General features: G+C 57.3%; 20 protein-coding genes. 17 read left to right on the top strand and 3 right to left on the bottom strand.

Features of this window, described 5'->3' with window-relative positions:
* The first annotated feature begins 150 nt into the window (after nucleotides 1-150).
* From P4L78_RS04350 to P4L78_RS04295, 12 genes are all read left to right on the top strand, one after another.
* Complete coding sequence (locus tag P4L78_RS04350) at nucleotides 151-2,961, top strand: ATP-binding protein (RefSeq protein ID WP_309327071.1); 2,811 nt, start codon at nucleotides 151-153, stop codon at nucleotides 2,959-2,961.
* Nucleotides 2,962-3,160: 199 nt separating this feature from the next.
* Nucleotides 3,161-4,156 carry a ChbG/HpnK family deacetylase gene (locus P4L78_RS04345; RefSeq protein WP_283148952.1) on the top strand — a complete coding sequence of 332 codons (996 nt, stop codon included), beginning with the start codon at nucleotides 3,161-3,163 and terminating at the stop codon, nucleotides 4,154-4,156.
* A gap of 199 nt (nucleotides 4,157-4,355) precedes the next feature.
* Complete coding sequence (locus P4L78_RS04340) at nucleotides 4,356-5,561, top strand: efflux RND transporter periplasmic adaptor subunit (RefSeq protein ID WP_283148951.1); 1,206 nt, start codon at nucleotides 4,356-4,358, stop codon at nucleotides 5,559-5,561.
* A 9-nt stretch (nucleotides 5,562-5,570) separates the two neighbouring features.
* A complete protein-coding gene (locus P4L78_RS04335) occupies nucleotides 5,571-8,723 on the top strand; it encodes an efflux RND transporter permease subunit (RefSeq protein ID WP_283148950.1) in 3,153 nt (1,050 codons plus the stop codon).
* A complete protein-coding gene (locus tag P4L78_RS04330; RefSeq protein WP_283148949.1) occupies nucleotides 8,716-10,200 on the top strand; it encodes an efflux transporter outer membrane subunit in 1,485 nt (494 codons plus the stop codon). Before P4L78_RS04335 ends, P4L78_RS04330 begins: the two co-directional genes overlap by 8 nt.
* Before the next feature lie 829 nt (nucleotides 10,201-11,029).
* Entirely contained in the window at nucleotides 11,030-11,959 is a 930-nt protein-coding gene (locus tag P4L78_RS04325) for a branched-chain amino acid ABC transporter permease (protein WP_283148948.1), read from the top strand.
* Nucleotides 11,960-12,079: 120 nt separating this feature from the next.
* Nucleotides 12,080-13,231 (top strand): ABC transporter permease subunit, encoded by a 1,152-nt coding sequence (locus tag P4L78_RS04320; protein WP_309327070.1) that lies wholly within the window; start codon nucleotides 12,080-12,082, stop codon nucleotides 13,229-13,231.
* A complete protein-coding gene (locus tag P4L78_RS04315; RefSeq protein WP_309327069.1) occupies nucleotides 13,224-13,994 on the top strand; it encodes an ABC transporter ATP-binding protein in 771 nt (256 codons plus the stop codon). The genes P4L78_RS04320 and P4L78_RS04315 overlap by 8 nt, the downstream gene beginning before the upstream one ends.
* The gene (locus tag P4L78_RS04310) at nucleotides 13,991-14,707 is read left to right on the top strand and encodes an ABC transporter ATP-binding protein (protein ID WP_309327068.1); all 717 of its coding nucleotides are present in this window, start codon (nucleotides 13,991-13,993) and stop codon (nucleotides 14,705-14,707) included. Before P4L78_RS04315 ends, P4L78_RS04310 begins: the two co-directional genes overlap by 4 nt.
* A 119-nt stretch (nucleotides 14,708-14,826) precedes the next feature.
* The gene (locus P4L78_RS04305) at nucleotides 14,827-15,576 is read left to right on the top strand and encodes a YdcF family protein (RefSeq protein WP_283148944.1); all 750 of its coding nucleotides are present in this window, start codon (nucleotides 14,827-14,829) and stop codon (nucleotides 15,574-15,576) included.
* 245 nt (nucleotides 15,577-15,821) lie between these two features.
* Nucleotides 15,822-17,378, top strand: coding sequence for a hypothetical protein (locus tag P4L78_RS04300; protein WP_309327067.1), 1,557 nt, complete (start codon nucleotides 15,822-15,824; stop codon nucleotides 17,376-17,378).
* A gap of 7 nt (nucleotides 17,379-17,385) precedes the next feature.
* On the top strand, nucleotides 17,386-18,693 hold the full coding sequence (locus P4L78_RS04295) for an autotransporter outer membrane beta-barrel domain-containing protein (protein ID WP_309327066.1): 1,308 nt from the start codon (nucleotides 17,386-17,388) through the stop codon (nucleotides 18,691-18,693).
* Nucleotides 18,694-18,708: 15 nt separating this feature from the next.
* Here P4L78_RS04295 and P4L78_RS04290 read toward each other — a convergent pair whose 3' ends face one another.
* A complete protein-coding gene (locus P4L78_RS04290) occupies nucleotides 18,709-19,653 on the bottom strand; it encodes an NAD-dependent epimerase/dehydratase family protein (RefSeq protein ID WP_283148941.1) in 945 nt (314 codons plus the stop codon).
* 142 nt (nucleotides 19,654-19,795) lie between these two features.
* On the opposite strand from P4L78_RS04290, the gene P4L78_RS04285 reads away from it, so the two are divergent.
* Together P4L78_RS04285 and P4L78_RS04280 are read left to right on the top strand one after the other, a co-directional pair.
* Complete coding sequence (locus tag P4L78_RS04285) at nucleotides 19,796-20,377, top strand: TetR/AcrR family transcriptional regulator (RefSeq protein WP_283148940.1); 582 nt, start codon at nucleotides 19,796-19,798, stop codon at nucleotides 20,375-20,377.
* Nucleotides 20,378-20,470: 93 nt separating this feature from the next.
* A complete protein-coding gene (locus tag P4L78_RS04280) occupies nucleotides 20,471-20,959 on the top strand; it encodes an AtaL-like protein (protein ID WP_309327065.1) in 489 nt (162 codons plus the stop codon).
* Between the two features lie 254 nt (nucleotides 20,960-21,213).
* Here the strand turns inward: P4L78_RS04280 and P4L78_RS04275 are convergent, their stop codons facing one another.
* Nucleotides 21,214-22,098: an NAD(P)-dependent oxidoreductase gene (locus tag P4L78_RS04275; RefSeq protein WP_309327064.1), complete on the bottom strand. Its 885-nt coding sequence runs from the start codon at nucleotides 22,096-22,098 to the stop codon at nucleotides 21,214-21,216.
* A 14-nt stretch (nucleotides 22,099-22,112) separates the two neighbouring features.
* On the bottom strand, nucleotides 22,113-23,207 hold the full coding sequence (locus tag P4L78_RS04270; RefSeq protein ID WP_309327063.1) for an NADH:flavin oxidoreductase/NADH oxidase: 1,095 nt from the start codon (nucleotides 23,205-23,207) through the stop codon (nucleotides 22,113-22,115).
* A 296-nt stretch (nucleotides 23,208-23,503) separates the two neighbouring features.
* Here P4L78_RS04270 and rquA point away from each other — a divergent pair, with 296 nt between their 5' ends.
* From rquA to P4L78_RS04255, 3 genes are all read left to right on the top strand, one after another.
* Nucleotides 23,504-24,244: a rhodoquinone biosynthesis methyltransferase RquA gene (gene rquA, locus P4L78_RS04265; RefSeq protein ID WP_309327062.1), complete on the top strand. Its 741-nt coding sequence runs from the start codon at nucleotides 23,504-23,506 to the stop codon at nucleotides 24,242-24,244.
* A gap of 281 nt (nucleotides 24,245-24,525) precedes the next feature.
* Nucleotides 24,526-26,295 carry a DEAD/DEAH box helicase gene (locus P4L78_RS04260; RefSeq protein WP_309327061.1) on the top strand — a complete coding sequence of 590 codons (1,770 nt, stop codon included), beginning with the start codon at nucleotides 24,526-24,528 and terminating at the stop codon, nucleotides 26,293-26,295.
* A 164-nt stretch (nucleotides 26,296-26,459) separates the two neighbouring features.
* Nucleotides 26,460-26,711, top strand: a complete 252-nt coding sequence (locus P4L78_RS04255; protein WP_309327060.1) for a hypothetical protein — start codon at nucleotides 26,460-26,462, stop codon at nucleotides 26,709-26,711.
* Nucleotides 26,712-26,763: the final 52 nt, after the last annotated feature.

Raw genomic sequence — 26,763 nt, 5'->3', positions numbered from 1 at the left:
TTTGGCGCATGGATACGCCCTGGATACGACAAAACGCGCAGATGGCAGGATACTGCGCGATTGCCTGCAGAAAATGCCAGCGGCCATATTCAGCCACAGCTTACAATTCGTGCAGCTTCAGCCTGAACAAACAGGATTCAGAGACCACAGATGACCACAGGGCAAGCACACGCCACGCATTTGCGTCGGCCCGCGGCGCTACGCTTGCTGTTGCAGGCCCTGTGTCTGTTCGCTCTGCTGCTGACCGCGTTGCCCGCCAGCGCAATCGTCGTCACGCCTGATACACCCGGCGTGGAACTGGATCACGAACTGAAACTCTGGCGCGATCCCAGTCGCAACGCCAGTATTGACCAGGCCGCCAATGCCGCTGCCCAAGGCCAGTTCACCTCGCCACATGGTCTACAACGTTCGCGTGGTTATAGCCGCGATGCCTGGTGGTTCCGCTTTGAATTGCGCAACCCTTCCCCGGCCAAACTCAACAGTTATATCGAGTACACCGACGGTCTGATTGACAGCGTCACGCTCTACACGCGCCCGGCTGGCAGCAATGAGCCCTGGAAGCGCCAGGCTTTTCGCGGTGGCCAGACGGAAGACGCCCGTCCGTTGGCGACTATCCGTCCGGTATTTCGTGAGCCAGTGGCCGCTGGCGTCAGCGAGGACGTCATGGTGCGCGTGCTGTTTAACGAGCACGCCGATATGTCCGGGCCGATTTATTCGGATTTGCGCGTCTGGGGCGAGCAACCGTTTTTCCGCGCCAATTCGCATGAAATGTTCATGATTGGCGGCATGATCGGCATCATGCTGCTGGTGGCCTTTGGCGCATTGACCGGCTTTGCCGCCACCCGCGATAAAGCGTTCCTGTACTACGGTCTTAACCTGCTGATGCTGACGATATCGTTCCACAGTGCAACGGGCGTCTGGCCGCTGCTGCTCTGGAACGGCCATTTCAGCCTCAAGCTATTGTTCTTTTGTAGCGGCATTTACTTCATCTGCGCGGCGCAATTTGTGCGCCATTACCTGCACGTTTCCCGCTTTAGTCCATGGCTGGATAAAGCCCTGCTCTCCATTGTTGCCATTGGTGGCATCAGCAGCGTCGCAGCGCTGGTTGGGCAGGAACAGTTTGCGCTGGAAGCCCTCAATATCGGCGGGATTGGTTTTCTGATCTACATCGCCGCCAGCGTAATGGCGATCCGCAATCGCGTGCCTGGTGCAAAGCTATTTTTGCTGGCGTGGGCCACGTATTCAGTCTCGCTCACGGTAACTTGGGGCTTGCGCGACTACGGTTTGATTGAGCACGACTCGTTCAGTTACCGCTTTATCTTCGTCGGCATTGTCATTGAAATCATGCTGTTCAGCGTGGCGATGGCGTTGCGCGTGCGCGAACTGCGGCGACGTAAAGAAGCTGCCGAATCGGCCTACCGCTTTCATCTGATTGCCGAAGCAGAACGGCTGGAATCGCTGGTCACGCAGCGCACCGCCGAACTGGAAACCGCCCGCAGCCAGGCCGAAACCGCCAATCACGCCAAAACCACTTTCCTGGCCCATGTCAGCCACGAAATCCGCACCCCACTCACCGCCATCTTGGGGTACGTCGAGCGTTTCTCGGATGAACGTGATTTGAGTTCGCCGCAAACGCAGTGGCTGTCGCACATTCAGGACAGCGGCGAATACTTGCTGAGTCTGATTGGCAACGTACTGGACGTGAGCAAGCTGGAAGCGGGCCATATCAAGCTGTATGAGACGCCGATGTCGATGGCCGGACTGGTGCGCCAGTTGCATGGGCTGTTTCATGAGCAAGCGGCCCGCAAAGGCGTGGCTTTCGAGATTGTGGCACCTGACAACGGTTGGTTCCGCTTGGATGCGGGCAAGTGGCGCCAGATTCTGGTCAACCTGATTGGCAACGCCATCAAACTGACTGAAGAAGGCAAAGTAGCGATTCATCTGGCACATGAGGCACGCGGCAATAATGGCCATTGGCTGGTCGCCAAAGTCATTGATACCGGACCGGGCATTGCCAATCAGGATTCGCAAGTCATCTTCACCCCGTTTGAGCAAGCTGCGGCCGGGCGTCGTGCCGGTGGCGCCGGTTTGGGCTTGTCCATTTGCCGTGACTTCACCCATTTGATGGGGGGCCATATCGAACTGGATAGCACGCCAGGCCAGGGCACTACGTTTACCGTGCATGTGCCGGTAACTCCGGCCCAGCCAGCCCACGAAAGCACCCGTACCGATTGGCAGGGCGCGCTCACTGGTCGCACTGTAATGATTGCCGAAGACCAACCGCTCAATCGGGATTTGCTGAGCGAAATCCTGAATCGCGCCGGTGCGACTGTGCTCAGCGCTGAAGACGGCATAGACGCGATGGGTGTGTGGCGCGGCCAGCCGCATATCGACACCATCCTCGCGGACTTTCACATGCCCTTCATGAACGGCATCCGGCTGGCCCAAAGCCTGCGCAAACTCGGCTTTGCCGGGCAGTTTTATCTGGTCAGCGCCGGGCATTCACCTGATGCGACCGAACTGGCTGCGGCTGGTGTGGATGGTTGGGTGACCAAACCCTTCACCCGTGACCAGTTGCTGCGCACGCTGGTAGAAAAAACCTTGGTCAAGCCCCAGCACGCCATTCCGGCATCACTGGAAGAAGCCGCGGCCGCCCTTGGCTACAGCATGGAAAAAGCCGTTCCGTTTGCCCAGCGCGGGCTCGACCGCATTGGCGTGCTATTGCAAGAACTGGCTGAACAAGAACAGTTATCCGAGCGTAGCCGCCATGCCCACAGCGCCAAAGGCATTGCCGGGCAGATTGGCATGCTCAAGCTGATGCGCGCGCTGGATGCGCTGGAACAAGCGCCTGAAGCCATGCAACTGGCCGTGGCGCAACTGGAGCTGGCCGCCGCCAGCGCCATCCTTGCGCGGCGTGCCCGGCAATTGGCGACCGAGTCGCTAAACGACGAAATCAGTTAAATCCCCGCCCACCGGCGCAGCGTTGGTCCGCTCTTGCGCCATTCACAACACTTGGCCCGCAGCAAATACTGCCTTGTGCAAGTTGTTGTTATCCTCCTGCCCATTGAAGCGTTGAACAGAAGTGAAATAGACGGTTCCCGCAGCCACGCACACTGCCAAGGAACCCGCTCCAACGTTGTACCCCAACGGACCCGCCGCCATGCCCTTGTTGTTTGCACCATCCCGGACGCTTGTTCGTCAGTTTCTGCCCTTCTGCGCGGGCCTGTTATTTGCCACCACCGCAATCGCCACTCCGCTTAGCAGTTGTCTGGGCTTCAAACCTCGGGACAAAGTATTGATTGTTGAAGCGGCCGACGTTGGCATGCAGCCAGATATCGACGCTGCGGCCTTTCGCTTGATTGAAACGGGCACCATCCAGACGCTGGCAATCATGCCGGTGGGAAACGAATCAGACATGGCACTACGCCGCGCCAAAGCCCGTGATCTGGGCGTGGGCGTATCGCTGGCATTGACCAACGAATGGCAAGACAAACTACCCTGGCGCGGGGTACTGCCCGTCCAGAGTGTGCCGTCGCTTTATAACAGTCAGGGCAATTTGTGGCGTACCCCGGCAGAACTGGCGCTGCACGCTACCGAAGAAGATGCTCGCCAGGAATTGCTGGCGCAGATTGCCAGGGTAAAAGAAAGTGGCGTCAAGATTACGCATCTGGAATCACGCAATGCGTTCTGGCGCGCCAGCCCCATGCTGACCAGGCTGTATTTGTCGCTCGCACAGCAAACCGGCTACCCGGTGGTGACCTCGCTCAGCGAAATGCCTTTAGATAAACAACTGGCCCTGAATCGTAATGGGCAGCGCGCGGGCATTGTTACGCCGGACACCGCCAGCTCGCTGTTCGACGTCACAACCGATAAGCCAGGTGAACGGTTTGACGACTATGGACGTCTGCTACGCTCCTTGCCCGCAGGGATCAATCTACTCAGCATTTACCCGGCACAGAGCAGCGTGGCGGCGCGTACCGCACTGAGTGACTTGCCATTGCGAACGTCAGACTTTGCCATCTGGAGCAACGGGGACATTACCAAAACTGCATTGCAAAACCGAATCCGCTTTTCCAATTTTGCGGCAATGCAGTCTTTACAAGACAAGATCAACGCCGATACCGATGAATGTCTGGCCCAAGCCATCAACCGGTAATTGTTGTATCAACACAACCCATGTCGTAGCGATACAAGATTTCCCCTGACCCACTGCGCAATTGTGTTTTCCCTGGCCTATATATAACGGAGGTGTATTTAGTGCCTTACATACAAACTACGCAGTGCCTGTCTTGCATAAGGCTTTAGACCACACATAGCCTTCGAGATACCGGCATTGCCCTGCCAGGGGAAACTTCGTGTCATCCGGTCGCGCTCTACCACTTGCTGTACCTCTTGCTGTTTCCCTTACCCTGGCTTTCGCGCTAAGCGCCTGCGACAAAAAGGCCGAAGCGCCAAAGCAACCGCCGCCCAAAGTTACCGTGCTGCAATTGCAACCACGGACGCTGGAAACCACCTATGAAACAGTGGGCCAGACCGCAGGCTACCGGCAGATTCAGGTTCGCGCCCGCGTTGAGGGTATCTTGCTGAAGCGCGATTACACGGAAGGCAAGCCGGTTAAAGCCGGTCAATTGATGTTCCAGATCGACCCAGCCACCTACAAAGCCACACTGGATCAAGCTCTCGGTGTGGAAGCGCAGACCAAGGCCGCACTGGATAAAGCCACCGCTGACCGCGACCGGATTATTCCGCTATACAAAGAAAACGCGGTTTCCCGCAAAGATTACGATGACGCCATGGCTGCATATGATTCAGCCAAGGCCAATCTGGATTCTTCCAAAGCCAAATCGGAAGAAGCCCGCATCAACTTGGGCTACACCAACGTGGTCGCGCCCATTGGCGGCATGGCCAGCAAAATCAATTTCTCTGAAGGCAGTCTGGTATCACCAGCCACCAGCAACGGCGGCCTGCTGACCACCATCGACCAGCTTGATCCGCTGTATGCCAATTTCTCGATTTCCGAAACCGACAAGCTCGCTTTGCAGCAGGCCGAAAAACGCGGCGATGTGGTGTTGCCGCAGAACCAACGCTACCCGGTAAAACTTCGGCTCTCTGACGGTACCCTTTACGACCACTCCGGACTGATCGATTTTGCTGACAGCAAGGTTGACCCTACCACCGGCACCATCAGTGGCCGCGCCATCATCCCTAACCCCAGCGGCACCTTGTTACCGGGGCAGTTTGTCCGCGTGTTGATTGGCGGCATCATGCGCAAGAACGCCATCCTGATTCCGCAACGCGCCGTAGTACAGATTCAGGCTGACAAAGCGGTGTTGGTGGTCAATGACAAGAACGTGGTGGAGTCACGAGTAGTACAGCTGGGCAATGCCTATGGCACAGACTTTATCGTCGCCTCTGGATTGAAAGGCAACGAACGCATCGTTGTGGAGGGTGTACTCAAGGCGCGACCGGGCTCACCGGTTGAACCGGTGGATGCCAGTGCTGTTGCAGCGGCCGATGCTCCTGCTGCTGCTGCCGTATCCAACGCTTCCACCGACAAGTAAGGAGCGGTCATGTTCTCGAAGTTCTTTATTGAACGGCCGGTCTTTGCCAGCGTTATCTCCATCATCATCGTGCTGGGTGGCCTTGCGGCCATGAAGTCGCTGCCGATCGAGCAATACCCGCAAATTGTTCCTGCCGTCGTTTCAGTCAGTGCCAATTACCCTGGCGCTTCTCCGCAAGTTATTGCCGAAACCGTTGCCGCACCGATCGAGCAGCAAGTCAACGGTGTGGAAAGCATGCTTTACATGCAGTCGTCCGCCGCTTCCAACGGCGCCATGAACCTGAACGTGTACTTTGCAGTGGGCACAGACCCTGACCTGGCCACCATTAACGTCAACAACCGGGTGCAAGCTGCGATTGCCCAGCTACCGCAAGAGGTCCAGCGCCAGGGTTTGACCGTTAAAAAGAAATCCACGTCCATTCTGGGTTTTGTGACGCTCGATTCCAAAGGCGGTAATCAGGACGCCTCGTTCCTGTCCAACTACGCCACGTTGAACGTGGTGGACGAAATCAAGCGCCTGTCTGGTGTGGGTGACGTATCGATCATTGGCTCGGGCGACTACGCCATGCGCATTTGGTTGCGCCCGGACAAAGTGGCCCAATTGGGACTGACGCCAGCCGATGTGCTGAACGCAATCCAGGAACAGAACCAGCAGTTTGCCGCAGGTAAAATCGGCGCGGAGCCGTCAACCAGCCCGCAAGAATTTACCTATACCGCTTCGGCTAAAGGCCGACTGGAAAGCGTTGAAGAGTTTGGCAACATCATCGTGCGGGCCAATCCAGACGGTTCGCAAACTCGCGTCAAAGACGTTGCCCGCGTCGAACTGGGCTCCAACGCTTACGACGTGGTGGCGAACCACAATGGCAAGCCTTCGGTGGGTATGGCGGTTTACCTGCAGCCAGGTGCCAATGCGTTGTCGGTGATTGAATCCATCCGCAAAAAGATGGACGAGCTCAAGAGCCGCTTTCCGCAAGGGATGAGCTACGACATCCCTTATGACACCACCAAGTTTGTGAAGATCTCGATTGAAGAAGTGCTCCACACGCTATTTGAAGCCATCGTGCTGGTATTTGTGGTGGTGTACATCTTCTTGCAGAACGCCCGCGCCACCTTGATTCCTTGTCTGGCGGTGCCGGTGTCGTTGATTGGTACCTGCGCCGGGATGGCCGCGTTTGGTTTCTCGATCAACTTGTTAACCTTGTTCGGGATGGTGCTGGCGATCGGTATCGTGGTGGATGACGCGATCGTGGTGCTCGAAAACGTCGAACGTATCATGACCACCGAGAAGCTCTCGCCCAAAGATGCCGCCATCAAGGCCATGGATGAGGTCTCTGGCCCGGTGGTCGCCATTGTGCTGGTGCTGTGCTCGGTGTTCTTGCCCGTGGCCTTCATGGGTGGCATGACCGGCGTGATGTACAAACAGTTCGCAGTGACAATCGCCGTATCGGTGGTCATTTCCGGCATTGTGGCGCTGACGCTCACCCCTGCATTGTGCGCGCTGATTCTAAAACCCACCCACCATGAGCCGAACCGCTTCTTCCGCTGGTTCAACCGCAACTTTGATAAGGTGACCAATAGCTACGTCGGCGGCGTGGCGTTTCTAAACCGGCGTGTTGGCGTGGCTTTCCTCATCTTTGGTGCGATGATCGTTCTGCTGTTGGTGCTGTTCAAAACGGTTCCTGGCGGTTTGGTCCCAGACGAAGATCAAGGCTACCTGATGGTGGTACCAATCATGCCTGATGCCGCATCGCTGTCGCGCACCGAGACAGTGACCAAGCAGCTGGATACCGCCCTGTTGAAAGATAAATCAGTCGCCGAGGCACTTACCTTCAGTGGCTTTGACGTTATCTCGGGTACATATCGCTCCAACGCCGCAACCAGCTTTGTGACACTGAAAGACTGGAAAGAACGTGAAGGGAAAGGTGAAGATTCGTTCTCGCTGGCACGCAAAGTGATGTTCGCTGGCGCACGCATCAAAGACGCCATCGTGTTGGCGTTCAACCCTCCTCCCATTACCGGCATGTCCACTACCGGTGGCCTGGAGGCGTATATCCAGAGTCGCGGCACCACTGATCCGGCAGCGATTGAGCAAACCATTCAGGCCTATCTGGAGGCAGCGAAGAAACGGCCGGAATTTGCCACGGTCAGCACCACGTATCGCGCCACCGTGCCGCAAATGTTCTTTGATCTGGATCGCGACAAAGCCAAGACGCTGGGTGTGCCGGTTAACCAGGTATTCAACACTTTGGCGGCGACTTTCGGCTCGCAATACGTTAATGACTTCAACCTGTTTGGCCGGACTTACAAAGTGCAGTTGCAGTCTGAGGCAGACTTCCGCTCGCAGCCAGACGACATTCGGAACGTCTTTGTGCGCTCCGCTAGTGGCGAGATGATTCCGCTCAGTTCACTGGTCAAAGTGCGTCCGATTGTCGGGCCAGAACTGGTTGAGCGTTTCAACGTCTTTTCCGCCGGTAAGGTCATGCTGACGCCAGCGCCCGGTGTTTCCAGCGGTCAGGCCATTGCAGCGGCTGAAGAAATAGCCGCGCAAACGCTGAGCGGCGATTATTCGCTTGCCTGGATGGGTAGTGCTTACCAGGAAAAACTGGCGGGCGGCACCTCGGCGCAAGCGTTTATCTTCGGGATCATCATGGTGTTCCTGATCCTGGCCGCGCAGTATGAACGCTGGACCTTGCCGATTGCGGTGATCACAGCTGTGCCGTTCGGGCTGTTTGGCGCACTGATCGCGGTGTGGGCGACCGGCTTGACCAACGACGTGTACTTCCAGATTGGCTTGGTGACGCTGATCGGCCTGTCGGCGAAGAACGCCATCTTGATTGTCGAGTTTGCGGTAGAGAAACATCAGGAGGGCATGAGCTTGCTGGATGCTGCGCTTGAATCCGCGCGATTACGGTTCCGGCCAATTGTAATGACCTCGCTCGCCTTCATTCTGGGTTGCGTGCCATTGGTAACTTCAACGGGCGCCGGCTCGGCCAGCCGGCACTCGATTGGTACCGGGGTGATTGGCGGGATGCTGGCAGCGACATGCCTTGCGACCTTCTTCGTTCCGCTGTTCTTCCGGCTGATCATGGGTTTGGGGAGCAAGAAAAAGAAGGCAGAACCGGCCACACCTGCACTCGAAAGCCATGGGGTGGATCATGAATAAGCCCTCCCTCGTGTTGTTAACCAAACCTTTGCGCACTGCCCTGCTGGGTGCGCTGATCGCCACCGCCCTGCCCGGCTGCGCCTTCTTCCAGCCAGACAAATCGACCCCGGTTTCCGAGCTGCCAGCCGACAGCGCAATGCAGCAAGACAACAGCTGGATCGACCAACATTGGTGGAACCAGTTTGGTGACCCGCTACTGGAGCAATTGATCACCACGGCGCGTCAGAACAACCAGAACCTGGCGCAAGCCGCGGCACGGGTTGATCAGGCGCGCGCGGTGGTCGGTATCAACTCGTCAGCGCAGTTACCGCAATTGAATGCTGCTGCGGGTGGTTCACGGCAAAAAGCCTCAGATAGAGGCCCATCATTTGCGCTTGGGACGTACAACGACTACCAAGTGGCCGCTTCTGCCAGTTGGGAGATCGATTTGTGGGGCCGTCTGGCCAATCAGACGGAGGCCGCCAGGCGTGACCTGCTGGCCGCGCAATACAACCAGGATGCCGTGATTCTGGCGCTGGATGCAGAAGTCGCGCAGACGTATTTCAACTTGCTGGCTCTGGATGGCCAGTTGCAAATTGCCCGCGACACCATTCATTCGCGCGTTGAGAGCTACGACCTGCAGACCAAGCGCTTCAAGGGTGGTCTGATTTCAGAACTGGATGTGCGCCAGTCCGAGGCCGAGTTGAATACCGCGCAGGCCACCGAGCCTAATCTGGTCGGAGAAATTGCCCAGACTGAATCGGCGCTGGCGGTGTTGTTGGGTCAAAGCCCCAAAGACATCGTGCAGACGCTGCCGCCACGTGGCAAACGGATCGAGGAGATCGGCCATCCACCGACGATCCCCGCTGGCTTGCCATCTGACCTGCTACTGCGTCGTCCCGACATTCAGCAAGCCGAGGCGAGTTTGATCGCGGCGCGCGCGCGGGTCGAAGCAGCGCGGGCGGGGTATTTCCCGACGGTGAGCCTGACCGGTTTAGCGGGGGTGGAAAGCCTGGCGTTTGGCAATTTGTTTACGGGTGCCGCCAAGACCTGGTCGTTTGCAGGCGACCTGGCCATGCCTTTGTTCAACGGTGGGTTAACGGCGGCACAGGTCGATCAAGCCCGAGCCGTGGAGCGTGAAGCGCTTGCCGGGTATCGCGGTGCTGTGCAAAACGCCTTTGGCGACGTGCGTGGTGCGTTAGTGGTGAACAACCAGGCGGCGAAGGTGACCCAAGCACAGAATGCGAAAGTGATCGCCCTGACCCGCCAGCTGCACTTGGCTACTTTGCGGTACGACAACGGTTATTCCAGCTATCTGGACGTCCTGGACACCGAACGCAATCTGTTCGATGCCCGGCTCTCGCTGGTACAGGCGCAACTGGCCGAGCTGAATGACCGGGTCGCGTTGTACAAAGCGGTGGGTGGCGGCTGGCAGATTCAAGCCAGTGGCGGCACTCCGGTGGCCAGCAACACCGAGAAAGCCCCGGCTACGCCGTAGTTGAAAGTGTTGTTTGCGTGCAAGTGAGGAATCCGGCTGTCGGCGTGCCATACAAACAGTGGGTGTTTGTATGGCTACCCGGCTGGCCGGATTTTTTGTTTTGCAGGGTTTGAAGTCGCGCCCTTGTTTGGTGCAAACAACCGCAATTAACGATGCGCCCTGGCTATCTATTGAACGGATTTCCGCGCCGTTAACATGAAGTTGGGCAGTTGCGGGCTGCGCAAACCCGTCGCCGGATCCGCAAAGCGACCTGCCGGGCGAAGCTGAACAGACACAAGCCAGGAACCCGATGATGCGTGGTGCCCATAGATTGCGGCGTCGCTCCCTGCCGTGCGCGGATCGTTCAGCTCAGCAAACTCTCTCGCTCCCCGTTCACCTGGATATGCCCTGTATCAGGCACACATCCTGCTTCGTTATCTTTCAGCAGCAATCTCACCAACAATCCTTACCGCTGCTGTTTATCCTCGCCCAACCCGGCCTTGCACCAATTCTGTGAACCACACCCCACACCGCGCCGCAGCAAGTTTGCGCGCGGCTCGGGGAATATGTCACAAAGGCATAACTAAAGACTTGACTGTAAGGGAAAGCAGCAGGTGTTCGCTAAAAACTGACACAGGTAAGGTTGACCGCAGCAACTGTTATGGTTGATTTCGTAACTGACTGCACCCTTTTCACGAAGGCAACCACCGTGGGATCGCATCGAAACCCGAACTCCAACGCCACAAGCGACGGACCGGCCATTTCGCCAGCGGCTCCATAAGCGCCAGGTCCACAGGTTCATTCGTAAGTTTTGCCAGCAAGCCAAAGCAGTCATCGGAGATGAAACAACGTGGACATTTTTTTACAACAAATCATCAATGGCCTGGTGATCGGCAGCATCTATGCCCTGATCGCGCTGGGTTACACGATGGTGTACGGCATCATGCAACTGATCAATTTTGCTCACGGCGAGATTGTGATGTTCGGCGCCATGGTCACCATTACCTGCATTAACGTGCTGGTTGGTCACAACATTCATTTACCGGGCCCGCTGATGTTACTGGCGGGCCTTTTGATGGCTATTCCGGTTTCCATGCTGCTGGGTTTTGCCGTGGAACGGATCGCCTACCGGCCCTTGCGCCGCGCGCCGCGGCTGGCACCGTTGATTACCGCCATTGGCGTATCCATTGTGCTGCAGCAAGTGGCCAGCCTGATCTGGGGCCGCAGTTATCGGCCTTTCCCGGAAATACTGCCGCAAACCGTGCATGACTTTTACGGCGCCGCGATTACCGATCTGCAAGTGGCCATCATCATTCTGGCCATTGTATTGATGGGTGGGCTGTTCTTCATGATCGAGCGCACCAAGCTGGGCCGCGCCATGCGGGCTACAGCGCAGAACCCGGAAGTCGCCGGGCTGATGGGCGTGAACATTAACAGCATTATTTCGATGACCTTTATCACCGGCTCGGCGCTCGGCGCGGTGGCTGGCGTAATGGTCGCCGCCAATTACGATCAGGCTCACCCTTATATGGGCTTTTTGATTGGCTTGAAAGCGTTTACCGCAGCCGTGCTGGGCGGGATCGGCAATCTGCAGGGCGCGGTATTGGGTGGTATCACCCTTGGCATTATCGAAAGTCTGGGCTCGGGTTATCTGGGTGACCTTACTGGCGGGTTCCTCGGCAGTAACTACAAGGACATCTTTGCCTTCCTGGTGCTGATCCTGGTGCTGGTATTCCGTCCGTCCGGCCTGCTGGGCGAGCGCGTCGCAGAACGCGCGTAACTTTACGTAGGGTGCGCACTTGTGCGCACCGATGGCCCCAGCAAGATAAACATTTATCGGCATTGAACGCGTTCGCATGCAAAGCATGCAAACCCTACGCGGCCATCAAGGATATTGGATATGGCTTTTGCTTTTCTAAAAACACCCCGCCAACGGCAAATTGCGCTGTTCATTTTTGTGGCGTTTTTGCTGGTGCTGCCGTGGATACTCGGCGTCAGCTTTACCAGCGGCAAATCGTGGATACGCGCGGTGGACTTCGCGCTGCTGTACATCATGCTGGCGCTGGGTCTGAACATTGTGGTGGGTTTTGCCGGGCTGCTGGACTTGGGCTATATCGCGTTTTATGCGGTGGGCGCCTATATGTATGCCATCTTCAATTCTCCGCAGTTGCAGGCAGTGATGCCGCTGTGGCTGCAACATCCACCCTTTCTGATCATGATCGTGATTTGCGGCGTGGTGGCGTGCCTGTTCGGCATTATCCTGGGTACGCCAACGCTCAAACTGCGCGGCGATTATCTGGCGATTGTGACGCTGGGTTTTGGCGAGATCGTGCGGATCTTCATGAATAACCTGGACCGCCCGATCAACATCACCAACGGCCCGCAAGGCATCAACAATATCGATCCGGTGCATTTCTTTGGCTACACGCTGGGCAAACCGATTGATTTTCTCGGTGTGCGCTTCGAGATGGTGTACTCGTACTACTACCTGATCCTGGCGTTCTGCTGCCTGATCATCTTTGTCACCAGCCGGTTGCAGCATTCGCGCATTGGCCGGGCCTGGGTGGCGATTCGCGAAGACGAAATTGCCGCCAACGCCATGGGCATCAACACCCGCAATGTGAAGTTGCTGGCGTTTGCGATGGGCGCGTCGTTTGGTGGCGTGTCTGGCGCGCTGTTTGCCAGCTTCCAGGGCTTTGTCAGCCCGGAATCGTTCGTGCTGATGGAATCCATCATGGTGTTGTGCATGGTGGTGCTGGGCGGCATGGGCAATATCCCCGGTGTGATTCTGGGGGCGATTCTGGTGTCGATCGTGCCGGAAATCCTGCGAGATGTGATCAACCCGCTGCAGGAAGGCTTGTTTGGCCGCCGCATCGTCGACCCGGAAAACCTGCGCATGCTGCTGTTCGGTTTGGCCATGATCATCATCATGCTGATCCGCCCGGAAGGCTTGTGGCCATCACGCCGCCGTCGCGCCGAGCTGCACCCGACGGCCGAAATTGCTGAACAAGAGAAGTCCGATTTACAGGACGCGGAGCACGCTCATGGCTGAAACACTGCTGAGTATTGAAGGCATTCACAAACGCTTTGGCGGCTTGCATGCACTGAACGATGTGGGCCTGACCATCAACAAGGGCGAAATTTACGGGCTGATCGGGCCGAATGGCGCGGGCAAAACCACGCTGTTCAACGTACTCACCGGCCTGTATCAACCGGATGAAGGCAAATTCACTTTTAACGGGATCGATCTGTTCCGCCAGAAACCCTATGTGGTGGTGGAAAGCGGCATTGCGCGTACCTTCCAGAATATTCGGCTGTTTGCCAATATGACCGCGCTGGAAAACGTCATGGTCGGTCAACACGTACGGACAAAATCCGGCGTGTTTGGCGCGGTGTTCCGTGGCCCGAAAACGCGAGCGGAAGAAGCGTCGATCAAAGCACGGGCGCAAGAATTGTTGCGCTATGTGGGCATTGACAAACACGCCGATGAAACCGCGCGCAACTTGTCTTATGGCGATCAGCGGCGGCTGGAAATTGCCCGCGCGCTGGGCACCAACCCTACCCTGCTGGCACTGGACGAACCCGCCGCCGGCATGAACCCGAAAGAAACCGTGGCATTGAAAGCGCTGCTGGAGAAAATCCGTGGCGACGGCATTACCGTGCTGCTGATCGAACACGATGTAAAACTGATGATGGGGCTGTGTGATCGTATTGCCGTGCTCGATTACGGTAAAAAGATCGCCGAAGGCGTGCCGGCAGAAGTCAAAAGCAACCCGCGCGTGATCGAAGCTTATCTTGGAGTAGCCCCGGAATGACCACCCCGCTGTTGCAAGTGAAAGACCTGAAAGTGGCCTACGGCGGTATCCAGGCCGTAAAAGGCATTGATCTGGAAATCAACAAGGGCGAACTGGTGGCGCTGATTGGTGCCAACGGCGCTGGCAAAACCACCACGCTCAAAACCCTGGTCGGCATGCTCAAGCCTGCGGGTGGCCAGATTATTTATGACGGCCAGCCGACGCTCAAACTGCCGTCGTTTGCCTACGTGAAACATGGCCTGGCGATGGTGCCGGAAGGTCGCGGGATCTTCTCGCGGCTCACGGTCGAAGAAAACCTGCAAATGGGCGCGTATACCCGTAACGACAAAGCCGAGATCGCTACTGATCTGGAGAAAGTCTACGGACTGTTCCCACGTTTGAAGGAGCGCCAGAAACAGCTCGCCGGGACGCTCTCTGGCGGCGAACAACAGATGGTGGCGATGGGCCGCGCCATCATGAGCCGCCCCAAATTGCTGTTGCTGGATGAGCCCTCGATGGGTTTGGCACCGATCATCGTGCAGAAGATTTTCGAGATCATCCGCATGATCGCGGCCGAAGGGGTAACCATGCTGCTGGTGGAGCAAAACGCCAAGCTCGCGCTGCAAACCGCCAATCGTGGCTATGTCATGGAATCGGGCAAGATCACCCTGGCTGACACCGCACAGAATCTGCTGGCCAACGAGAGTATCCAGCACGCTTATCTGGGCGAGTAGCTGGTAACAGGCGTGGTCATTGCCACAAGCCTGAACGGGTCGCATCATGCGGCCCGTTTGCTTTGCGGCTTGCCTCACGGCATGCTTTGCCCACTTTGCACCACCAACCCGATCTCGCCATGACCAACCCCGCATTCCTGATCAAAAACAGTCTTGCTGCGCTGATGTTGCCACCGGGCTGCATTATCCTGCTCGGGCTGGTCAGCTTGTGGCTGTGGCATCGCCGTCCACGTCTGGCGCGTGGCTTGCTGGCGGCGAATCTGCTGGTACTGTGGGCCATTTCCACACCCGTGGTCAGCAAAGCATTAACGGCATCGCTGGAACCGCCGCCAATCTCCCCCGCCGCACTGGCCCAAGTGGATGCGATCGTGTGCCTGGGCGGTGGCACCTTGTTTGGCGCACTGCAAAACCCGGACGAACGCGACGTTAATGGCACCACCGCCGAACGTGTGCGTTACGCCGCGCGCCTGGCTCGCAGCACTGGCAAACCGCTGGCCGTGACCGGTGGCGCGGTGTTCCAGGAAGCGCTGAGCGAAGGCGAATTGATGGCGCGCGTACTGCGACAGGATTACGGCATGACGCCAGTCTGGATAGAAAGCCAGGCCGCCGACACCAGTGACAACGCGGTATTCCTCGCCAAAAAGATGCTGCCGCAATATCGCCGAATCGCCCTGGTATCCAGCGCCTGGCATTTGCCGCGCGCTGCGCAAGTGTTCACCAAGGCTGGATTCATGGTGACGCTGGCGCCAACGTCATACCAGACCCAACGCCCGTTCACGCTGCTGGAATTGCTGCCCGACGCACCATCGCTCACTGCCAGTTACTGGGCGCTTCACGAGCGAGTCGGCATGCTGTGGTACAGCCGGTAAGTGTTCTGCCCGATATTCTCCGTTACATGACGTGTTTGCTTTCGCCGGTGTGCCCTGGCTTTCGCCGGTCCGCGCACTAGACTAGGCATATAAACCCTGGTCGAGCAGGTTGCAACGGTCACCCTTTGATGTGCGCAGAGCTCGCCCTTTCGCCAACAGCCCTTGGCAGACCGTAGTAACAAACGGGGGGAGTCAAGATGTGCGTCAATAAACATTGCGGTGGTGCCCCCCGCATCAGATTGTCCATGTTGGCACTGGGGCCAGTATTCTCCAGCCTGCTTGCCCAGGCCCAAGTGCTTTTGCCCAGCAGCAGCGGTGCCACCGTCGACCTGGATAACAACTATCCGGGGCAGGCCAGTTTTGCGGTTGGGCCGACCACCAGTATTGTCAACGCGGGCATCGCAGTCTCTGGTGACAACACACAGGACTGGCAATTCATCAATTACGGCAGCGTTTTGAATAACGCCACGATCCAAGCCTCGGCACTGCAACTGGGGAGCCTTGACCGGATTACCGGCGGCGTGACAACCAGGGTGGATAACTACGGCACCATCCAGTCAAATGCCGCTAATAGTGGCGGGCCATCTGGCATCCAGTTCACCAATGGTGGTGTCGTTTACAACTACGTAGGCGCAGTGATCTCGGGCCCGGACGGCATACATACCGATAACGGCTCAATTGAGGTTTATAACTCGGGCCAGATCAATTCGACCCAATCGTCTGCAATTTATTCGGGCCGTGGCGCTTTGGTCGAAAACCTTCAAGGCGGCACAATCACTGGCAGGATGGGGATTGTTTCCAACGGTGCCTACGCGATCACGATCGAAAATGACGGCACAATATCAACCACGGGCAGGGCACTCTGGTTCTTTGGCGGAGGCATTTACTCGCTGCTCAACACAGCGACCGGAGTAATTACCGGGGGTAATGCCAGCGATGCCACTGCGCTGTTTACCGCCGCAGCCCAAAGCCTGATGATCAATTATGGCCTGATTCAAAACCCTACAACCGGTAACGCCATTCAGTCCAGCGCTGATCAGAACATCCTCGTCAATGCCGGGAGTATTTCTGCAGGCGGTACCGCCATGTTACTGGCCGGGAATGGCAATAGCGTATACAACCTGGGCGCTTTATCGGGTGCCACTGCCCTGCAGTTCACCGGGGATAACAACACTGTCGTGCTGGGCTCGCATGTGTCTTTCCCCACTTTGGGTATTGATGTAACGGGTCGAGGTTCGCGCGTCACCGGCAATCTGGTCAGTATCGGCAACAATAACACCGTGCAATTGACCGATTTTGGAACCGAAAATGCCCCCATTTCGGGGTTTGATCATTTGATCATGAATGGTGAGGCATGGACTTTGTCTGGCCCCGTCACCTTGGGGGCAAGCTCGCTTGACGCATTGCATGTGCAAAGCGGTACATTGCAGCTCGTTAGTACGTTGCAAGGTTCCGGTACCCGGATTGACCCTGGTGCCACGCTATTGATTGGCGCAGCAGCAAGACCACAGGCAACTTTGAACAGCCCGTTGGGAATCATCAACAACGGCACTTTGGGCGGTTATGGCCAAATCAATGCAAATGTGACCAATCAGGGACACATCGACGTGGCAGATGCAGCGCCCGCACTGGATGTCGAGGGACGCGGTGCACTCACGCTGACTGGTTTACTGACTAATAACGGCACCATAAATCTGCGTGGACAAACGCCAGGCAATCAACTGCATCTAATTGGCAGTTTGAACGGTCAGGGATCTTTGCTGTTGAATACAGCGTTGGGGCGGCGACAGTTCTGCCTCTGACCAACTGGTGTTGGACGGTGCTCAAGGCATCGCGCTGGCGACCGGTCAGACCTCAGTCCGTGTCAGTAACGTCGGTGGAACCGGAGATATCACACGGCAGGGTATTCTGGTTGTTGCACTGCAAAATGGTGCAGCGTCGGCAACCACTTCATTTGCACTGGCTGGGCGCGCCGTGGCCGGGTTGTATGAATATGGCCTGGTGCACGATCCATTCACTGAACAGTGGTATCTACAATCTACGGTCACTCCGCCAGCCCCGCCACCGACTCCCGCGCCAACACCGGCGCCTGCACCAACTCCCGCGCCAACGCCAACACCTGTGCCCATACCGCCAGTACCTGGTCTTACGCCGCGCTATCGACCAGAAATCGGCGCCTATATCGGCAACGCTTATGCCGCAGCCACCCTTTTCAACCACGATTTGCATGATCGTCTGAACAATGTCGGCTGCAATACCGCGGACAATGCCGTGACCGGCGCAGGTAATGACCGCTGTTCCAGCTGGATCAGGCTGGAAGGTGCCCGCAGCAATGCCAGCGCGGTGCAAAACCAGGTGCAATTCCAATCGCACCAGTGGCTGATCCATGGCGGTACAGAGTTGGCTGATCGGGCTACCAGTGCCACCGGACAATTGCACCTCGGTGTCATGGCTGGGTACGGGCACGTTGACACCTGGGCTCAAGCAAACGGCAACCCTAATCGCGCCACGGGCAGCCTGGATAATTACGCAGCCGGGCTTTACGGGACGTGGTTCCAGAATGACACGGATCGCCAGGGTGCTTATGTTGATAGCTGGTTACTTTATGGCTGGCAACGCAACCAGATCAGTGCCGATTATTTGTCTACGCAGAATTACAACTCCGGTGCCGCCACCGTCTCGATTGAAAGCGGCTATACACTGAACCCGTTCGATAATCCGCAAGCCTCGGTCACTCCGTTCGCCCAAGTCATCTGGAACCGCTACTTTGGCGGTGACGTGTTTGAAAAAGACACCAACACCCACGTGAACACCGGCGATCCGCGAGGCTTCAGCAGCCGGCTGGGGGTGCGTCTGGGTGGGGTTAATCCGCTCACTCCAGCCGGGTCACCCTCCCCTTTTATAAGCCTTGACTGGCGTCATGGGTGGGGCGAAACCACGCTGACCATGAACAATCGGAGCGTCACGCTGGATCGAGCCAGCAACCAGGTGGGTGTCAAAGCGGGCCTCAATCAGAACCTGACCGCGCAATGGACACTGAATCTGCAACTGGGCGCATTGTATGGTGACGATGAAAAACAGCTTTCTGCCCAAGCCGGGCTGCGCTACCAATTCTAAAGTGCGGACCCAGCTTCAGCTTCTGGTCATTGCCTGCACAGTCAGCCGGATACCATCCTGATATGAGGTCTTGTGCAGTGGCCCAATCAAGGCCTGCAATGCGCTGTCGTCCATGATGACCGGTTGTGTTTGCAGATAATGCATTTCCACCAGTTCGCGCATGAACGGGTTGAACCAGCCCATTACCCGTAAGGCGGTTTTACCGATCGCCCGGGTACGTAGCTTGTGGCCTGCGGTGGCAAAAATCTGTTCCGCCATCGCCCGTTGGCTGGTGACGCCGGCCCCGGCAAAATGCCAGACTCGGCCAAAGGCTTGGGGTTCAGCGATCAGTTTCAGCACTACCGGGCCGACGTCGGGGACGAACACAAATTCGTGGTCGGTTTCAATCGGGCCGATCATGTCGGCGGTTTTACCTGCAACGGCCGCTTTGAACACGCCATCCAGCAAGCTCTTGTCGACACCCGGGCCGTAAAAGTCCGGCAAACGTAGCACGGTGCCCTGAATGCGCCCGGCTGCGTGCGCGGCCAATAACAGGTCTTCCTGCGCTTTACGGTGTGCACCTTTAACCGAGTTTGGTTGGCGTGGATGATCCTCGCGCACACGTTCGGTTTGCGGCAGACCGTATGGATACACCGTACCAATCAGCACGAAGTGTTTGACGCCAGCGCGAATTGCCGCTTCCACCGTGCGCCCCAGCAGAACTGGATGCAGTTCAAATTGCCAGTAGTTGACGCCAACCATGTACACCACGGTATCGATGCCTTGCAGCGCGGCTTCAATGGATTGTTCGTTGTCTGGATTCCAGGTCATCAGTTCAGCATTGCGATCGGCGCCAAACTGTTGCTGCAAAGCAGGTTGCGAGCGGGCAATAGCACGCCACGGCCGCCCTTCTATCTGCAAGGCGTGGGCGATGCTGTTGCCAATGGCGCCAGTGGCACCGACCAATGCGATTTTTTCCATATTTTGCCATCTCCGTGAACGTGTGTAAATTTAATAAACAGTGTTTACTGAACATCGTTCATTTTATATTGACGCTTCAAGTCGTCAAGTCCAAAATTGCGGTATGGCTATTTCCGACCGAAAAGAACGACAGAAGGCAGAATTGCGTGAGCTCATTCTGCAAGCCGCACTCGATATCGTGGTGCGCGAGGGCTTTGCTGAGCTGAGCATGCGCAAAATCGCCGATGCGATTGAATACTCTCCCGCCACGCTCTATCTGCATTTCGAGAGCCGGGACGCGATCGCCTACCAGTTATGTACGCGTGGTTATGCTGAATTCGCGCGTGAACTGCTGCCTGCGGTGGCTACCGAATCCGAGCCGGTGGCACAGTTGCGGGTGCTCAGTGAGGGCTATATACAGTTTGGGCTGGATCACCCGGAGACTTACCGGCTGATCTTCATGACCAAACCGGAATACGCCAACGCCGTCACCGAAGGCAACGATGAAGAGAGCGCGGGCATGCAAGTGTTTATGGCGCTAATCAATGCGTTTGAGGCGCTGCGCGCATCCGGCAAGCTGGCCAGTGCCTTGCCCAGCCAGGCGCTGGCTGAGTTGTTGTGGGCGGGTTTACATGGGGTTGTCAGCCTGAAACTCACCTGCCCGCTTTTTACCAGTGCCACGGCCCAGGAACAGGGCCAACAAATGCTGGACGCCCAGCTGCATGGTTTGCTCAAACCCGCCTGAGCCTATAATTGACTCAATATTTGATAAAACACGATTGAAGCAGCGCGCAGCAACATCGCGCTGGCCCGATCACCAAGGCCAAAGGAGCTACTTGTGCATTTTGAACATCTGGTCCAGATCAACGACCCGCTGAACCCGCTGCTGACGCCGCTGAGCGCGCAACAGGTATGGCAAGCGTTGCTGTGGCGCGCCGAGAAACCGCAAGACTTTCAGGATGACGTGTCTGAAGTTAAAATCCACGAGCGCGGCGACGATTACATGGTGCGCTCGTTCCGGCTGGGCAATCTGCATGTGCGCGACAATATCGAGTGGGATGAAGGCCGCACCATTCATTTTCATACCCAGCCCAATGACGAACACTACGGGGGCATTCTGACCATCGCCATCGAAACGCCAGATGAAGCGCAGTTATTTGTACGCTTCACCTACAACACCCCCCTGGCCGATACCGTGGCGGCAGGAAGCGATGATGCCAGCGATGCGTATTTCTCGTCCTATGTGAAGTCGGCTTACCATGAGGCTGATATCGATACCGTACGCCGCATTCGTGAACTGGCTGCCCAAGGCTCGCTGGGGCATTGAGCGTTGGGCCAGTTCATCCTCCGGCAGGCGGGTTACTCCCTGGCTTTTTAGTATCTGACACCCGGTTGCCGGCGTTTCAGCCAGAGCGAAAACCAGCAACCCAAGCACCGTAGCCCGGATGCAGCGGAGCGAGAATCCGGGCAACAATACGTCAACGGATCAACTGCATTGGAGCCCGCCACGATTGCATCCCGGATGCTCGCCTTCGGCCCCATCCGGGCTACGAGTCGACCCTCCCCCAAATCCGACTCCAATCAATCCGGCAACCCTGCGTCCTGCCGCGACAAGCTGGCAATCGCCGACCAATCTGCGCCAGCCAAGCCTTGCGCATTTGCCCGCACAAAGCGATCCCGCACGATGCTGGCAAACGGCAGCGGCACATTCAAACCCTCTGCCGCCTGCAACACCAGCCGATTGTCTTTCTGGCCCAAGGGCAAGGCAAAGCCTGGGTTGAGATAACCGGCATTGGCAATCAGCGCGCCGTAAACCTGATAGACCGGTGCGGCGAAGATGGAACCAGTAAGCACTTCAATCAGTTTTTCTGGCGCTACACCGGCTTTTTCAGCCAGCGCGGCCCCTTCGCCCAAGCCTTCAATCACACAACTGATCAGGAAGTTACCAATCAGTTTCACCAACGCAGCCTGCTGCGGCTGATCGCCAATCTCGAACAACTTCTGGCCGATGCATTCCAGCGCCGGGCGCACAGCGGTGATGTGTTCCGGCTTGCCCGATGCCACCACAAACAGCTTGGCCGCAGCAGCGGCGTCGGGGCGACCAAACACCGGTGAGGCGACCAACGCTTTGCCTTGCGCCGCATGTTCTTGCGCCAGTTGCTCCACCAAAGCCGGGCTGACCGTACTCAAAGAGACATGGACCGCGCCTGCCCCCAATCCGGCCAACAGGCCATTGTCTCCGCGCGTTACCGCCAGCAAGGCAGCATCATCGGCCACCATCGTCAGCACGGCATCCTGGCCCTGCGCCAGTTCACGCGGGGTATCGGCCCAGCGTGCGCCCTGTGCCAACAACGCGTCTGCTTTGTCTTTACTGCGGTTGTAAACGGTCAGCGAATGGCCGTCGCGCAGCAGACTGCCGCCAATGCCCACGCCCATATTGCCCAAACCAATCAGCCCGATTTTCATGATGTAGACCTCGCTTAACGTGGAGTTCGTGCGGTTGAGCCCTTGGGCGCGGCACGCAGATATTGTTCCGGCCATGATGCCGTGGTGTGCAAAGCCGTCGCAGCGTGCAATGGCCAGTAGGGTTCACGCAGCAATTCACGCGCCAGCAACACCAGGTCAGCCTGGCCAGTGCGGATAATATGGTCGGCCTGGGCGGGTTCCAGAATCATGCCCACCGTGCCGGTGGCAATGCCCGCTTCGCGGCGGATCTGGTCAGCAAAGCGGGTCTGATAGCCCGGGCCAACCGGAATCGGCGCTACAGGCACGGTGCCGCCGCTGGAGACATCGATCAGATCAACGCCCTCTTCTTTGAGCCAGCGCGATATCACCACACTTTCATCGGCCGTCCAGCCGCCTTCAACCCAGTCAGTGGCAGAAATCCGCACGAACAACGGCAGATCGTCCGGCAGGGCCGCCCTTACCGCGCGGCTCACATCCAGCAGCAAACGGGCGCGGTTTTCCAGGCTACCGCCGTACTGGTCGGTGCGCAGATTGGAAAGTGGCGAGAGAAACTGATGCAGCAGGTAACCGTGCGCGGCGTGGACTTCTACCACTTTGAAACCGGCCGCAACGGCACGATGCGTTGCCGCCACAAAACCGGCGACCACCTTGTCTATCCCCGCCTGATCCAGCGCATGCGGTTGCGGGTATTCAGGCGAAAACGCAATGGCGGATGGCGCAACCACATTGGCCCAGCCGCCTTCAGCTTCTGATACCGCGCCCGAACCGCGCCATGGCGAAAAAGTGCTCGCTTTGCGGCCCGCGTGCGCCAGCTGAATGCCCGGCACGCTGCCTTGTTCGCTGATAAAGCGGGTAATGCGTGCCAGCGGTGCAATTTGTTCATCATTCCACAGCCCCAGATCTTCCGGGCTGATGCGCCCTTCCGGCGCGATGGCAGTTGCTTCAAAAATAATCAGTCCAGCTCCGCCCACCGCTCTGCTGCCCAGATGCACCAGGTGCCAGTCATTGGCCAAGCCATCGACCGCTGAGTATTCGCACATGGGCGAAACCACAATGCGGTTGGGGAGTTCAAGACCGCGCAACTGATACGGGGCAAACAAATGACTCATGGTGTTCTCCGGTCCGGATGATGGGTTGTGCTGCAATCAAGTCGCAAAGTCTACCAATAGACCAATCAGTCTAGTCAAGCAATTTTCAGGCATAACCACAGACCGATCGCGTAGCTTGATCCAGATATTCCCTTGGCATTGTAGTGAGCGGTCTTCACAACGCCAGACAAACGGCTATTGGCTTGGCACTTTGCACATCTGGAGTCAACAAATTGGCCGTTTCTGCGTCAACGCAAATTCCATTGTCGTAACCGCCCTTAGTATTTTCGAGATTTTGACAATACAGGAGTGTGACAATGCCGCCAGATACCGCCAGCGCAACCCTTGCTGCTCAAGAAAATCAAGAAAACCAGCACGAGAACCTCGATTACGCCGGTGTGCCCGATTACATGATCGAGGTATATGACTGGGCTTACGTAAATCCGGATCATGTCAAAAAACTTGATCACAACTGGGTAGTGCGCACGCTGCTGTTTGGTAACGATCAGCGCCTGATGCGGGCTTACCTTAAAGAACTCGAGCCCGGTATGAAGGTGTGGCAAGTGGCTCATGTTTATGGTGACCTTGTACAACGCGCGGCGGCCAAGGTCGGCCCCAAAGGCGCATTCCACCTCACAGACGTCACCCCCGCCCAGGTTCGCCACGGCAGCGCCAAACTGGCTGACATACGCTGGGCCCACGTCTGCCAGGCCGATGCCGCCACATTTGCCAGCGATACGCGTTATGACGTGGTCTGCAGTTTCTTCCTGCTGCATGAAGTCCCTGAAGCCAAAAAACACGCCATCGTTGATCACATGCTGGCCAAAGTACCGGTAGGCGGAAAGGCCATCTTTGTGGACTATCACCGCCCTGCCGCGTGGCAGCCCATCGGCTGGTTGCTGCGGGTAGTGAACGCCTGGCTGGAACCGTTTGCACACGCCTTGTGGCAACGGCAGATTCCCGAATATGCACGGTATTCCGGCGATTTTTGCTGGACCAAAAAGACCTTCTTCGGCGGCGTGTATCAATGCACCATCGCCACTCGCCCTGCAAAATGATGTAACCGCGTTGGCAAAACACTCGACGCCAGCCAACGCATGCGTATAATGTGCCGGGCGTAGTTGGTTGCCCGGAGCATTACTATCCGCCAGCAACTTGCGCTAAAGCGCGCACCGTCCTGTTGAGTACAACTCGCCTCACCGGCACCCGCTCCAGGAACCCACGGAACTACGCAGAGCGCATCCAGTCTTCGCTGTTCCCACACACGACATTCCTGTATCCGCCAACGGACTGGAGCTGCATTTGCAGCAATGGCCGATACACGCTCTGGAGTTAATTAATGACTTTTTCCGCTTTAGGTCTTGCGGACGAACTTGTGCGTGCCGTATCCGATCTTGGTTATACGGAACCCACACCGATTCAAACACAGGCTATCCCAGCCATTCTCGCCGGCCAGGATGTCATGGCCGGAGCTCAAACCGGCACAGGCAAAACCGCTGGTTTCACGCTTCCCATTCTGCAATTGCTCAGCGCCAGCCCGATCACGGTCAAGCGCGGCGAGCATGCTCCGATTCGCGCACTGGTGCTGACACCAACGCGTGAACTGGCGGCGCAAGTTGAAGAAAGCGTGCGTGAATACGGCAAATATGCCGGGCATAAATCGCTCGCCATGTTCGGTGGTGTCAGCATCAACCCGCAAATCAAGGCACTGAAAGGTCGCGTTGATATTCTGGTTGCCACGCCCGGCCGTCTGCTGGATCACCTGTCGCAAGGCACGGTTGATCTGTCGCGGGTGGAAATCCTGGTACTGGACGAAGCCGACCGCATGCTGGACATGGGTTTTATCCATGACATCAAGAAAGTGCTGGCACTATTGCCAGCCAAGCGGCAAAACCTGTTGTTCTCGGCCACGTATTCGGACGAGATCAAACAACTGGCCGACAACTTGCTGAACAGCCCGGTGCTGATCGAAGTTGCCCGCCGCAATGCCACTGTTGAAGCCATCACCCAGAAGATCGTGCTGGTGGATCGCGAAAAGAAACGCCATTTGCTGGCGCATCTGATCAAAGAACACAACTGGTTCCAGGTGCTGGTGTTCACCCGCACCAAGCACGGCGCCAACCGTCTGGCCGAACAATTGACCAAAGAAGAAATTCCTTCTCTGGCCATTCACGGCAACAAGAGTCAGTCTGCCCGTACCCGCGCCTTGACCGAATTCAAGTCCGGCACGTTGCAGGTACTCGTTGCTACCGATATTGCCGCACGCGGCATTGATATCGAAGAACTGCCACACGTGATCAACTTCGAGCTGCCGATGGTTGCCGAAGATTACGTGCACCGCATCGGTCGTACGGGTCGTGCTGGCGCGCAAGGCGAAGCCTTGTCGCTGGTGTGTATCGATGAAATGCGCCTGCTGGCCGATATCGAAAAGCTGATCAAACGTGCTCTGCCACGCGAGATCGTGCCGACATTTGAACCCGATCCTAACGCCAAGCCCGAGCCGATTGAATCGGGTCGACGTGGCCGCCAGCAGCAAGGACAAGGCCAGGGTCGTGGTGGCCGCAGCCAACAACCACGTCGAGATCGCCCGCAACGCGCCCCGGCAGCGGAAGGCGGCGAAGCCCGTCCACCGCGCGAACCAGGCGAAGGTCGTTCGGCTGATGGTCGCCCGCCACGCCAGGATCAAAACCGCAATCGCAACCAGAAGCCACGCCCGCAAGGTGATGGCGCTACCGGTGGTCGTGGTCAAGGCCAGGCGGCTGACGGTCAACGCCGTCAGGGACAAGGCCAGGGTCAGGGTCAGAATCCAGGTCGTCGCCAAGGTCAGGGCCAGGGTCAAGGTGCCGCAGCGAATGGTCAAGCTGGCGCTCGCCGCAATGACCGCCCGCAACAACCTCGCACTGGCGGCACTGGTGAAGGTCGCGACGGCGGCAACCGTGGCAACAGCCAGCGCGGTGATCGCAGCAGCACCGCCAGCACCGGCCAGAAGATGGATAAATCGCAACGCGAAGCCATCTTGCGCGGTGATGCGCAACCGGTCTCCAACGAGAACACACCGGTGTCGGCCTGGTTTGACCAGCCGCGTCGCTCGCATGGCCGTCATCGCTAAGACCAGACTTGTACCTTTGAGCAGTACCAAAAACGCCCGACATGTCGGGCGTTTTTTATGCCTTTTCAGCAGCAAATCTCCCCAGTTTTCGCCCCTGAACCAGCGCGCATGCATGGTCACTTCGGCCGCCTGACCACTCATTTCAGCGGCCTCACGCCAACCGTTTGATCCATCTCGCACTTTTTGGCGCGCATGGATGCGCAACCGTTTTGTCGCCCTGTTCTGGCGTATTCGTCCATCCGCCAGATCACCCTTTTTGCCGCAATGCCAATAACCGCCTCATTTTCATTGGTAAGCAACGCCCCATCACAGTGCGCATTTGTCCTGTTTTGTGCATAGCTTCAGCCGAAAATTACATTGGTATGAATGCTGGCCTGGCGCAGGATTTTACAGGCTTTGAAATCATGAAAGCCTGATCCGGCCGCACCAAGAAAGTGCCGGCAAAACAATCCATTAGAAGGAGTCGAA

Source organism: Silvimonas sp. (assembly GCF_031291215.1).
Lineage (GTDB): Bacteria > Pseudomonadota > Gammaproteobacteria > Burkholderiales > Chitinibacteraceae > Silvimonas > Silvimonas soli.
This window is presented reverse-complemented; position numbering and strand designations above follow the sequence as displayed.